General features: G+C 54.5%; 12 protein-coding genes and 1 pseudogene. 2 read left to right on the top strand and 11 right to left on the bottom strand.

The window, feature by feature from the left end:
• Window positions 1-182: 182 nt before the first annotated feature.
• From ACR0JW_RS22035 to cuyA, 5 genes are all read right to left on the bottom strand, one after another.
• Window positions 183-905: an alpha/beta fold hydrolase gene (locus ACR0JW_RS22035; RefSeq protein ID WP_170682569.1), complete on the bottom strand. Its 723-nt coding sequence runs from the start codon at window positions 903-905 to the stop codon at window positions 183-185.
• On the bottom strand, window positions 902-2,446 hold the full coding sequence (locus ACR0JW_RS22040) for an ABC transporter permease subunit (protein ID WP_480714448.1): 1,545 nt from the start codon (window positions 2,444-2,446) through the stop codon (window positions 902-904). The genes ACR0JW_RS22035 and ACR0JW_RS22040 overlap by 4 nt, the downstream gene beginning before the upstream one ends.
• Window positions 2,443-3,498 (bottom strand): betaine/proline/choline family ABC transporter ATP-binding protein, encoded by a 1,056-nt coding sequence (locus ACR0JW_RS22045; RefSeq protein WP_170682567.1) that lies wholly within the window; start codon window positions 3,496-3,498, stop codon window positions 2,443-2,445. The genes ACR0JW_RS22040 and ACR0JW_RS22045 overlap by 4 nt, the downstream gene beginning before the upstream one ends.
• A 69-nt stretch (window positions 3,499-3,567) precedes the next feature.
• The gene (locus tag ACR0JW_RS22050) at window positions 3,568-4,527 is read right to left on the bottom strand and encodes an ABC transporter substrate-binding protein (protein WP_480714449.1); all 960 of its coding nucleotides are present in this window, start codon (window positions 4,525-4,527) and stop codon (window positions 3,568-3,570) included.
• A gap of 32 nt (window positions 4,528-4,559) precedes the next feature.
• Window positions 4,560-5,573, bottom strand: coding sequence for a D-cysteate sulfo-lyase (gene cuyA / locus ACR0JW_RS22055; RefSeq protein ID WP_480714454.1), 1,014 nt, complete (start codon window positions 5,571-5,573; stop codon window positions 4,560-4,562).
• 200 nt (window positions 5,574-5,773) lie between these two features.
• Between cuyA and ACR0JW_RS22060 the strand changes: the two genes are divergently transcribed.
• Window positions 5,774-6,670 (top strand): LysR family transcriptional regulator, encoded by an 897-nt coding sequence (locus tag ACR0JW_RS22060; RefSeq protein WP_480714455.1) that lies wholly within the window; start codon window positions 5,774-5,776, stop codon window positions 6,668-6,670.
• Here ACR0JW_RS22060 and ACR0JW_RS22065 read toward each other — a convergent pair.
• On the bottom strand, window positions 6,659-6,898 hold the full coding sequence (locus tag ACR0JW_RS22065; RefSeq protein WP_170682565.1) for a hypothetical protein: 240 nt from the start codon (window positions 6,896-6,898) through the stop codon (window positions 6,659-6,661). The two genes, ACR0JW_RS22060 and ACR0JW_RS22065, sit on opposite strands and share 12 nt — an antisense overlap.
• A 301-nt stretch (window positions 6,899-7,199) precedes the next feature.
• Here ACR0JW_RS22065 and ACR0JW_RS22070 point away from each other — a divergent pair, with 301 nt between their 5' ends.
• The gene (locus tag ACR0JW_RS22070; protein ID WP_480714450.1) at window positions 7,200-7,448 is read left to right on the top strand and encodes a type I restriction enzyme endonuclease domain-containing protein; all 249 of its coding nucleotides are present in this window, start codon (window positions 7,200-7,202) and stop codon (window positions 7,446-7,448) included.
• Window positions 7,449-7,481: 33 nt separating this feature from the next.
• On the opposite strand, the gene ACR0JW_RS22075 is transcribed toward ACR0JW_RS22070, so the two are convergent.
• The 5 genes and pseudogenes from ACR0JW_RS22075 to ACR0JW_RS22095 form a co-directional block, all read right to left on the bottom strand.
• A complete protein-coding gene (locus ACR0JW_RS22075; RefSeq protein ID WP_170682564.1) occupies window positions 7,482-7,826 on the bottom strand; it encodes a hypothetical protein in 345 nt (114 codons plus the stop codon).
• 3 nt (window positions 7,827-7,829) lie between these two features.
• Window positions 7,830-9,329 carry a YfjI family protein gene (locus tag ACR0JW_RS22080; protein WP_480714451.1) on the bottom strand — a complete coding sequence of 500 codons (1,500 nt, stop codon included), beginning with the start codon at window positions 9,327-9,329 and terminating at the stop codon, window positions 7,830-7,832.
• Complete coding sequence (locus ACR0JW_RS22085) at window positions 9,326-10,219, bottom strand: DUF7146 domain-containing protein (protein WP_480714452.1); 894 nt, start codon at window positions 10,217-10,219, stop codon at window positions 9,326-9,328. Before ACR0JW_RS22085 ends, ACR0JW_RS22080 begins: the two co-directional genes overlap by 4 nt.
• Before the next feature lie 119 nt (window positions 10,220-10,338).
• Window positions 10,339-10,533, bottom strand: coding sequence for a DUF6462 family protein (locus ACR0JW_RS22090; protein WP_170682562.1), 195 nt, complete (start codon window positions 10,531-10,533; stop codon window positions 10,339-10,341).
• Window positions 10,534-10,952: 419 nt separating this feature from the next.
• Window positions 10,953-11,140: pseudogene (locus ACR0JW_RS22095) on the bottom strand (tyrosine-type recombinase/integrase); the annotation flags it as partial.

Here is an 11,140-nt window from a genome sequence, read left to right on the forward strand (position 1 = left end):
AGATTTTGAATGCGTCTGGCAAGGTTTCAAGAAATTGCCGGATTTGCGGCATGGTTTTCTTTTGATTTTATTTGCTGCTTTGGGCTCAAAGCGGACGCTCGACAAATTTGACTGATCGTCTGCTCTGCGGACAAAGCTGATTTTGGCTGCCGCCCTGCAAAAGTCCAAGTTGTTGGGATTGCTCAGCGGTCCAAAAAGTCTGAGATTAAACGTGTGAAAAAATCAGGTCTCTCGGCATGTAGAGCGTGAGCGCAACCTGGCACAACTGCTAAAAATGTATTTGGAATTGTTTCCCAAAGCATTTGAATTTGGCTCCACGGATATGTCCGATCTTGATCACCCCAAAGCACAAGAGTTTCCTGCCGGATCTGGCTAAGTTTCTGCACTCCTGACCAGGATTGCATAGCTTCAAGCCCAGCATTTATGGCGGCCAGTTTAGCTTTAGCGGCGATCCCAGCGCAGTGTTCATATCCTGTTGCAGCTTCGCAATCCAGAAACCAAGTCGCTGCGATCCTACGTGCGGTGGCCGCCGGGCCGTCTTTCCCAGCGCGCCTTTTACTGTGCTCAATAGTCTCGAACCGCCCCGGCAAAACACCGACCGCGCCAGTCGCGTAAAGCACAAGTCGGTTAATCCTTTCACCGTCGCGTAAGGCAATTTCCTGAGCGATCATACCGCCCATGGAGTGACCCAGCAGATGATATTCCTCTACTCCTAGGCCGCGGAGGTGCCGGACGACCCAATCCGCATATCCGCCAATACTGTCAATTGGTGGCAGATGGGCACTTGCGCCGAACCCAGGCAGGTCGACTGCAACCACATTAGCATGCTGCTGCAGGGTATCGCGACACCCATCCCATTGTGCGCTGCCCCCCATGAAACCATGAACAAGGACAAGGGGGATCACTTTCGCTGACCTTGAACGATCCGATCAAGGATCATCGCACAGAAGAGAATGGCAAAACCTGCGAGGATACCCTGGCCCACATTGGCGTATTGCAGCGCCTCGAGGACGTCTTCGCCCAGCCCTTTCGCGCCAATAAGCGAGGCCACCACGACCATGGCGAGCGACAGCATGATTGTCTGGTTGATACCGGCGCGAATGGAGGGGCTGGCAAGCGGCAGATCGACCTTGGTGAGAAGGTACCACTTGTTGGCGCCAAAACTGATCGCGGCTTCACGCACGCTTTCAGGAACACCGCGCAGACCCAAAACGGTAAGGCGTACCACAGGTGTCCCGCCGAAGATCATAGTGACAATCACTGCCGCCGGCTTGCCAACACCGAAAAAGGCAATCACAGGCACCATGAAGACAAAGGCAGGCATGGTCTGCATGAAATCCATGATCGGCTGGATGACAGCATAGAACCGCGGTCGGCGCGCAGAGAACATGCCCAAAGGAATGCCAATCACGATGGAAAGCAGTGCCGCAGTGCCGAGAAGCGCCAAAGTGGTCATAGCTTTTTCCCAGAAGCCCAGAAGGCCCATGTAGGCCAAAAAGGCACCAGACCATATAGCCATGCGCAACCCAGCCGTGAGCCAGGTCAACAGAACGATCAGCGAGGCCACCACAATCCAAGGCGTTTGAACCAGCGCAACCTCCATGGCATCCAGCAACCAGCGAATGGCCGCGGTTAGCCCGTCAAAGAAAGCCACACTGTTTGCGACGCACCAGGCGATAAAACCCTCTACGCCGTCAATACTGGCCAGGCGGATTGAGTTATCCGTCGGAAATTCGCTAAGAAATGAAAAACGGCCGGGGAAACTGTAGTGGATCATTGCGGTCGCGACCAACAGGATCATGAAACCCGCGCTAAAAACAATCTGACTGACCGGCATGCCAGAGCGAATGGTGCGATCTGAGAGCCAGTCAGAAAACCGGGCCTCCAGTGCCCAGTTGGCGGCCACAGCCTGTATGAGCTTAGCCACAAGCAAGATGATAACCCCTGTGAGTGCAATCGACGGGCCTTGCGCGGCGAGCAGCTCTGCCTCGGCGCGGAAACCTTCAATGTTGGCCTCCAGCCCTTCGATCTGGCGCTGGATAGCGGCGGCTCGATCCGAGCCGCTTTCTTGAGCTGCAGCAAGCTGCTGGTAGCGCAAATCAAGCGTACCTTCGATCGAGGTCACACGGGCCAGCGCATCCGCTCCCAGATCTCCGAATAGGCCCCGCGCGATCTGCACAAAGCCGATTGCCTCGACGACAAGAAAGGCCAATGCCCATGACCAAAGTCCGCGTGCGCCGAACCAGATCGGACCAAAAAGCCCGGCCATCGCATTGAAGGTTGCCGTAAAGCGCGCGGACGCACCGATCTTGTCGAAGTTGCGGATGTAGTAGTCGGGACTTGTGCGCACAAAGGTGCGGATATTCTCGCGGCGTTCCTCGGCGTAAGCCTGCGCGGCTTCGCTTTCTGTGTCTTCAAGGGGGTTCACACCAAGATCTTCGCTCATGACATTTCCGTCCCTTCAATCACGGTGCGCAACAGATCTGCGCGAGTGATGATACCTCTGTCTTCGCCGCCTTCGGACACCAGAACCGGCCGTTCATCGTCGATGGCTCGCGTAATTAAAGCGGAAAGTGTCTCATTGTGGTCCACCCGGTCGATGTCAGCGGGCAGCGGGCCGTGCGCGGCGAGGTAGCTGTCCAAGGGCTGCATCGCCGCATGAGCATGCACCACCTTCAGGCGCGATATCCCGGCCACGAAATCAGCAACGTAGTCATCAGCGGGATGCATGACAATGTCCTCTGCCGAGCCGATCTGCACCATCTTGCCGTCACGCATGATGGCAATCCGATCTCCTATACGGACGGCCTCATCCAGATCATGAGTGATGAAGATCGTGGTCTTTTTGAGGATTTTGGACAGCCGGATGAACTCATCCTGTAACTGCCGCCGGATCAGGGGATCAAGTGCGGAGAAGGGCTCATCCATCAATAGAACATCAGGGTTGGCCGCGAGCGCACGGGCAAGCCCCACACGTTGCTGCATGCCGCCAGAGAGTTCGTGAGCGAATTTCGATCCCCAAGCCCCCAATTCGACAATGTCGAGAATGGCGGCCGCCTGCCGCATGCGCTCGTTCTTGGCGACCTGGCGGATTTCCAGGGGCATTGCTACGTTATCAAGGACTGAACGGTGGGGCATCAGCGCAAAATTCTGGAAGACCATCCCGATTTTCCGGTTGCGGAAAGCCTGAAGTTCCTTTGTGCCGAGTGCCATGACGTCCGTGCCTTCGATCTCGATCTTGCCGGCCGTTGGTTCGAGCAGGCGATTGAAATGGCGCACGAGTGTGGATTTGCCGCTCCCTGATAGGCCCATGATACAGAAGATCTCACCGCGTTGGACGTCGAGGCTGACATCGGCCACGCCCACCACCGCGTTGAATTCAGCAAGGACTTCAGCCTTGGTCAGCCCCCGCGCACGAATGGCTTCAAGAGCGGCCTCGGGTTTTGCCCCGAAGATTTTCCAGATGTTGGAAATTTCGATTACAGTCTCGTCGCTCATCCGCCCACCCGTGCGTGCCTTCAAGTGGGGCGGCACCGCTAGGTGCTGCCCGTTGTAGTTTGGCCTGACTCAGAGACCCAGCATCGAATCTACGCGCTCGGAATTGGCGTTAACCCATTCGGCCGCAACTTGCTCAGCAGCGCGCCCATTGGCACTGATCTCGAAGGCCAGCGAGCTCACGTCATCGGCGGTCAGGGAGAAGTTGGCGAAGAATTCCGCAATCGCCGGCGAGCGATCCGCAAGCGAGTTGGACCAGGCGATCTGAACTTCCTTCAGAGCGTCCTTACTGGCTACCATCGACTTGTTGTACCAGTCAGGGTCGTCGGAGGGCTGCACCATCACGTATTTTTCAGGGTCATAAGTCGGTTCGGTCAGCATCACTACGTCAAACATGTACCAAACAGCATGCGGCTCATAACAGTAGAAGGCGTATCCTTCTTTTTTGGCAATACTGTCCTTGATGCGCGCGGTCTTCACAGCTTCCTCGGCACGGATCGGATCGATGAAATCCAACAGGCCATAGTCGCGCACCTTCACCTCGTTGACATTGGCCGAGGCCCAGCCGGGCGCACCGATCCACATCTCACCCTTACCATTGCCATCTCTGTCCATCGCAGCCGCCACATCAGGGCGTCCAAGATCCGCGATGTCGGTGATGTTCATCTCTGCGGCAAAGTCTTTGGAGACGCAGAAACCCTGGTTGCCCTGATAGGGGTTCGATGACAACGTCACGGTGCCGGCACCATCAACGTATTGCTTGGTGAACGCTTCCTGATTTGGCAGCCATACATCAGGGTGAACGTCGATGTCACCCTTACCCTGATCCATCGCTTGAAAAATCGTGGCATTGTTGCCCGGCACATACTCCACTGTGCCGCCAATGCGAGTGGTCACGATCTCACCCAAGACATGGGCAATAGCCTGCGCTCCGGTCCAAGTGGGAACACCGATCTTAACCTCTTCAGCGGCGAGTGGTGCGCCGAGAGCTGAAACCAAAGCCGCGCTGATCAAGTATTTTTTTAGTGTCATTTGATATCTCCTTGTTGGTTTGTTGTATATTTTTAGGCCACGTAGCCAGGAAGTTCGAAAGTTTCGGGATAGCCAAACAGGGCTGCACTTCCGCCGGTGTGCAGAAAGACGACATTGTCCATGCCGTCGAAATAGCCTTTGCGGGTTTGGTCAATGAGACCATCCAACCCTTTACCGGAATAGACCGGGTCGAACAGAAGCCCTTCGGTGCGGGCCAACAGCTTGAGCGCGTCAATCATCCCTTTGGTCGGAAGACCATATCCTGCACCGACGTAGTCGCAGTTTGCGCGCACATTTTCGCGCGCAATGGGCGTACCCGTCTCCATATACTCGACAGTACGTAGGGCCAGATCATGGACCATGCCTTCCTGTTTGTCTTGCTGGGCCCGCACGCCGATGCCCAAAAGGTGAATGTCACTTTCTAGGGCGGCAAGACCGGCGACTAATCCGGCTTGTGTGCCCGAGCTGCCGGTCGCATGTACCAGCGCATCAATTTTCAACCCGGCATTGGCGGCCTGTTCGCATAACTCGCGCGCGCAGTTCACGTAGCCCAATGCCCCGATCGGGTTCGATCCACCGCCCGGGATGATGTAAGGGTTTTTGCCTTCTGTCTTCATCTGCGCAGCGCAGGCTTCCATCTCGGCGTTCATGTCTGCGCCACCGGGACGCTTGGAAACACTGGCACCATGCAATCGATCCAATAGGACGTTTCCATTCAGAATATAGTTCGGGTCATTGGAACCCGTACGATCCTCAAGCAGGATATGGCACGCAAGGCCAAGTTTTGCGGCCGCCGCTGCTGTCTGACGGGCGTGATTAGATTGCGTCGCCCCTTGCGTGATGATTGTATCTGCGCCTTTCTGGACTGCGTCAGCCATCAGAAATTCCAGCTTACGTGTCTTGTTCCCACCCGACGAGAGGCCGGTGCAATCATCCCGTTTGACCCAAAACCGAGGACCACCCAAAGCCTCGCTCAGGCGATCCATCGGCTCCAACGGCGTAGGAAGATGACCAAGCGATACCCGGGGAAATTTCGCCAGCGTCAGCGATAGTTCCTTACACAAGCTCAAAACCATCTCCGGCGCGACCATCTTGTCACCGCCGGTCATCTGAATTGTCTCCGCCACCACACTCTCCCTGCTTTTGCCTACAGCCAAACACTTTCAAAACAAAAAGAAGAAAAACAGTGCATATTGTGCAGGCTGCTCATACATTTTCTTTGGGTGCTCGGGAGGTGCGGATGAATATGCTGTGGTTTGACGATGTTCTGGCCCTTCTGGAAGAGCGGAACATGACACGGGCCGCGGCCCGCAGAAACATCACACAACCAGCGTTCTCAAGGCGTATTCGCAGTTTTGAGGAGTGGCTGGGGATTGAAGTTCTCGATCGCAAATCGAACCGGGTCGAGATCAGTCCAGCACTGGCCTCTAACGAGTCCGAAATCCGCTCTTTGATCGCAAGGCTAAATGACCTGCGCACAAAAATTGCGCTACATGGCCCCACCGTTTCGATTGTGACGATCGCCGCGACACACGCATCGGTCGTCTCCACCTTCCCTGATATGGCATTGCGTGCACGTGCCACGTTTAAGGGACTCCGTTTTCGCCTCAGGACTGCCAATCTGAACGATTGCGTCACTCTGTTCCTGCGCGGCGATACCAACATGCTGCTATGCTACGAGGCGCAAACCGTCGCCCCAATGCCGTTTGGTGCAGGCATACGTCGCGGCACTTGGGGTCACGACTACCTCATTCCGGTCATCGGTGGCGGATTGCGGTATGCAGTGCGCGGAAACGGCGACGTGCCTTTGGATACGCCAGCGATCGTCTATCCCGAAAACAGCTATTTCGGCGAAGCATTGAACAAGAGCAAACTCCCGTTCGGAACCGCCGATTTCAGCAAAAACCCCGTTTGCCAGACGGCTTTTTCAAGTGGGGCAAAAGAAATGATCCTGAACGGTCTCGGTGTTGGTTGGTTGCCGTTCAGCATGGTGCACAAGGAAATTGAGAGTGGTGAGCTGATCTCCCTACGCAACCAACTGGGCCAGGAAAAGCTCGACGTGGTGGTCTATGCCCATCACCGGACCGAGATAGCGAAAATGTTGCATGATTTCTGGGCAAACAAGCCATTTTCAAAGTCTTGAGCCGATAGAACGCCAATCAGCGCCAAAGACCATAGCCATCTGTCGGCACCAAATATTGACTGCCGAAAGCTGTGCAAAATTGCCGCGCTTCTCGCGGTGTCCTATCCCCCAGTCGTCCGGATTTCGTAAATATTCAATGATCGCTTTGGGCTCGGAGCGGTCATCTGAGTGTTTCTGTCGAACGACAGCTTTGCCGCGCTGCGTGATCTTTGCCGTTGTCAATTCCATTCTATGCCACATCGTGATTCAAGTTGGCAGGAGGATTGGCCATGTGGCATTTGCCTTGGCTCGACCAAGAATATCTCAACCGCATTAGACACATATTTTCGAAGTTACGCGGGGTTGAACGTGTCGATGACCATCGCGCTCCTAACGGCATCATCCATGTCATTCGTAAAGGCCCACGATGTCCGGGTGCACTATTCAAGTATGGGTCGCATACGACCCACTGAATCGGTTTGTCTTGCGGTCACACTAAAGTGTCTTCAAAGACATCTGATATGTTAAGGTTTGCTAAGGTTCATAAAGGTTGGGTAACGAAGCGCTGCGAAAGATCGCTTATGTGCTGGTTGAACAGCTTCAAAAGAACGTCACCGTCGACTGGCACCTCAAAGAAAGCGCCCGGGCCAAGTTGCGGGTGCTGGTTAGACGCATCTTAAAAAGATACGGATATCCACCTGATCTCGCTCCAGTTGCGATCAACACGGTCCTAAGTCAGGCGGAAACGCTGTTACGATGGGCGTATAGGTGTAGTTTCGAATCCGTGAGAGTAACCTAGCTCTACCACCACTTTGTTTTTTTGGCGCTCATGTTATGGTTTCCACTGCCGAGCCAGACCGTTCCACACCCTGCCGTTTGGGCCGTGGCGTTCCCATTCCGAGAGGCGTCGCCATTCTTCCAGGCTGACCACCTTACCGGTCCAGGTTATTGGACGGTCACCAATTGATTTCCTTTCCCGACAACCGGCAGAAACCGGCAAAATGTCCGCAACAAGGTCTTCTGTGGGACTTTCAGCTAGTTTGTGCCGGTTGTGGGCGAATGACGTAATAGCCGTTGAAACATTGTCTTCGATCCTTTTTGCCGGTTTCTGCCGGTTGTCAGTAAGAGAACTACGACCGACTTCAAACTTACGCGCCAGATCTGACCAACGGCCCATGTCTCAAACCTCCAGTTTTGGATTAACTGCGTAGTCGGTAGAGGGTCGCCCGCCAGTATTAGTCTTGATTTCGCGGACCCAATCCGCGTCGATCAGGACTTTCAATGCGGCTCTGACGTGATTGGCGGAACTTAGACCGGAACGACCACGATGGTGGATGTCCCTGACCTTAAAGAGACGAATACCTTCGGTCTGAATGATATCGGCAATAACCTTTGCACCCTCGACTTCCGGCGACAACTTGGAAGTACCGTATGCCCTGAAAGCATGCTTTCTTAGATAGTCCCCGACAAAGTCACAGGCACGGCCCACATGGTGCGCTTCAATCTGTTCAGGGGATTGGGGGTTGTCTGTTGCCGCCCAATCCAGATGGGCCAGGACATTTGCAATACGCACCACAAGCCCAGGCATCTTCCCAATATGGCTTTTAAACAGGCCAGCTGCATCGACTTCCCATTCTCGACACTGCTTCCTGAATTGATGCAAAATGTTGGCGGCAGCTTCGTTAAAGTGAACGAGGCTTGGACGTTTCCCGCCTTTCTCACAAACTACATGTGGCAACCCACGTAGACGATTGATGGCATCAATCATTTGCTGATCATTCAGCCCCTGCGAAGGACGAGAAAGCGGTACGGGGTCAGGAAAAACTACCATGAACCTTGCGAGCAGTCCGTCATCACTTGTTTTTATCAAAAGATCGGACAGGCGATCCGGCTGGGTACCGCCGACAATTGCAACACTCAGGTGATCAACAATGATAGGTTCAGGGTTATTTTTGCGGTCGACGGCATAGCTACGCCCGCCGTTTGCCTCCAACCAAAATGCTCGATCACCGCCGCCGTTGTATCTGTCCATGCTAGACAGCCAACCTGACAACTCATCACGTGCCAGCAGCAGTCCGCGCCAGGTTGACGACAAGAGGTCAGCGACCTTCTCAGTTGTGATATCGGTAATGATAATGCGCTCACGGACAGGGGGATTCCCCGCGTCAGCTTCGGGCGGTTTCGCAGGCGGTTCCACACCTTCGATCAAGGCCGATTTAGCGTCGGATTTCCATTGCGCCAGGGCGAGCGAGGCCAGCTCGTTTTTGGCCTCCCAATCCACTCGTGCACGGCGATAGTCCTCTGACAGTGAACGCTCAATGTCTTTGACGGGATCAAGCACGCTATCCAGTGCGGGGCTTTTTCCTGCCGATGGATCACCAACCAGCATAGCCCAAAGAACAGGGGGCTCTTTCCAGCCATCCCAAGGGCTTGCCCAACGCGAATTGCCGATGGCCGCGCTTGCGGTCGACAGCAACGTGAGTGACACATAGTCGATCGGTGCATTCTTGGCATCGGCGGCCGATCTGATCCAAGCCGCCCATATGCCGAATATCTCGTCAAGGTCGGCCTCGGACATGACGGGCGCTGGTGGTCGCACTGGCTTCGCAATGGTTAGATCGGGATCAAGCCAATCGGCGGCTGCATCAAACGGCACGATATTGGGGTTTAGCTCGTTCATGCCTGGCCGCCTTTCTTTCCAAGCAGAACGTCGTTCCAACCACAACCTTCCGGTGCGGGTAGCAGCGATACCTGCCAACCAAGTGACGATGCCCGCGAAGCAAGAGACTGCCCCGCCTCTATGCCTGCTGGATCCCCATCAGTCGCGATTGTAATTTTTCCTGAATAAGATGGCAGTTTCAGTGCCTTCATCCCAGACGTGCTGAGTGCGGCCCAGACGGCTGCTGGACCATTGAGAAGCCCAGACAAGAGCGACAGGCCTGTTTCTATTCCTTCGCACACCACAAGCTGCTTTGCGGCTTCTGACAAGACTACAGCGCCGCCACTGCACGGCCCTAGCATCAGTTTCGGGTTCTTGCTTACACGCACGCCTTTCTTGTGGAAGAATGTACGGTGAATGGCCCCTGTAGTGACGTTGGCGATCATAGCCATACACCAAGACGTCGTCGGGCTATGAAACAAATCTGGCGCAAACCGTAGCGACGGCGGCATGGGGCAGATAATACCCCGATCACGCAGGTACGCTTCAGCCTTAGGGCCTTTTATCGGGCGAGCCGCTTCCCAAATTCCTCGGGCCTGTTGAAGTTTGTTGAACTCGTACGCTTTGCGTTTTTCCTCAGCCTCAGTCCGCGCTGTGTGATCGACACAAGTGTTGCCAGGCGGTACATCGGCTGCGGTTGCAATATCCTTGAAGCGGCAACCGTTCTTGAAGCAGTACAACAGTAACTTGCCTCCCGATTCCAAGATCGAAAGAGCTTGTTGATCGCGGCGGCCTTCAGGCTGGCAAACGGGGCAGGGTGCTGAACCCCTGCCGGCGCGCCAGACACCCCCGAGGCGGAATCTCAGGGTTTCTCCACAAATACGTGAATTGGATTGTATTTCGATAGTCATTTGCTCTGACCTCACCTTGCGCTGAGGGGCCGAACACATTAGATTTCGAGTGTAGTTTTCTACACCTCTCAACGAAATCACCCGTGTCCAATGTCATCCCCATTGGCGCGGGTTTCGTTTTAGTTGCTCTGGTTTTTGCCTGTGATCCAGGCATCAATTTGATGCGTGTCCACAAACGCAGCGCGACCCAGGGTGTGCTTTGTAATCGCGCCTGCATTGGCCGCACGATCGAAGGTAGACCGGCTCAACGAATACCGTTCAATAGCGTCTTTGAGTCGGATCAGGTTCTTAGGGTTGGTGATTTGGTCTGCCATGTAATTACCTCATTAGGGGCAGACGACCGGGAAAGAGCATCAACTAATGTCGAAAAACGCGATGGATCACATCCATTTGCACCGATGCAATGGGTGTTGCATTTTGCAACAATTCTGTTGATATAGCGAGAGGGAGAAAAAAGCAGGTGACCGCTTTTGCCAGCGATGCCTTGTTTCTTCCAACGCACATACTATTCCGGGCCTTCTGTTGACAGGTTTCGGTTTCAGCAGCGAGGGCGCTATGACTTTGGCGAGACAAGCGCCCTCGCTGTATTTTTGCGTTCTCCCGAGGGATACTGACGCAAGCACGTTATCCCTTTGTTGTGTACAGCTCAATATGTTGATTGCGCGAAGCTACACTCTTATTATTTAAGTATATTTTTGAGAGTAGCCGATGGTTGCACTGCACCTATCTGCCCTCATTTGACGCCTCTCAAATTGAAAATGACGTCAGCATTCTTGCCAGTCACATGCGCTGCCCAGCGTTCCGCCAATAAAAGTCTTTGGTCAAAATAATCGGACCTTTGGTAGGCGCGTGAGACGGCTGACCCAACCTTGTGCCCGATCGCAGTTTCCTTAATTTCAAAGTCTGTATTGGTCTCTTCGT

The sequence above is a fragment of the Ruegeria sp. BG6 genome (genome assembly GCF_056538465.1).

Bases quoted from the DNA above. Each gene is read 5' to 3' on its own strand.
- ACR0JW_RS22075 (WP_170682564.1), bottom strand. From the start codon at position 7,826: ATGGGCCGTTGGTCAGATCTGGCGCGTAAGTTTGAAGTCGGTCGTAGT.
- ACR0JW_RS22050 (WP_480714449.1), bottom strand. From the start codon at position 4,527: ATGACACTAAAAAAATACTTGATCAGCGCGGCTTTGGTTTCAGCTCTC.
- ACR0JW_RS22040 (WP_480714448.1), bottom strand. From the start codon at position 2,446: ATGAGCGAAGATCTTGGTGTGAACCCCCTTGAAGACACAGAAAGCGAA.
- ACR0JW_RS22085 (WP_480714452.1), bottom strand. From the start codon at position 10,219: ATGACTATCGAAATACAATCCAATTCACGTATTTGTGGAGAAACCCTG.
- ACR0JW_RS22045 (WP_170682567.1), bottom strand. From the start codon at position 3,498: ATGAGCGACGAGACTGTAATCGAAATTTCCAACATCTGGAAAATCTTC.
- ACR0JW_RS22065 (WP_170682565.1), bottom strand. From the start codon at position 6,898: ATGGAATTGACAACGGCAAAGATCACGCAGCGCGGCAAAGCTGTCGTT.
- ACR0JW_RS22090 (WP_170682562.1), bottom strand. From the start codon at position 10,533: ATGGCAGACCAAATCACCAACCCTAAGAACCTGATCCGACTCAAAGAC.
- ACR0JW_RS22060 (WP_480714455.1), top strand. From the start codon at position 5,774: ATGCTGTGGTTTGACGATGTTCTGGCCCTTCTGGAAGAGCGGAACATG.
- ACR0JW_RS22080 (WP_480714451.1), bottom strand. From the start codon at position 9,329: ATGAACGAGCTAAACCCCAATATCGTGCCGTTTGATGCAGCCGCCGAT.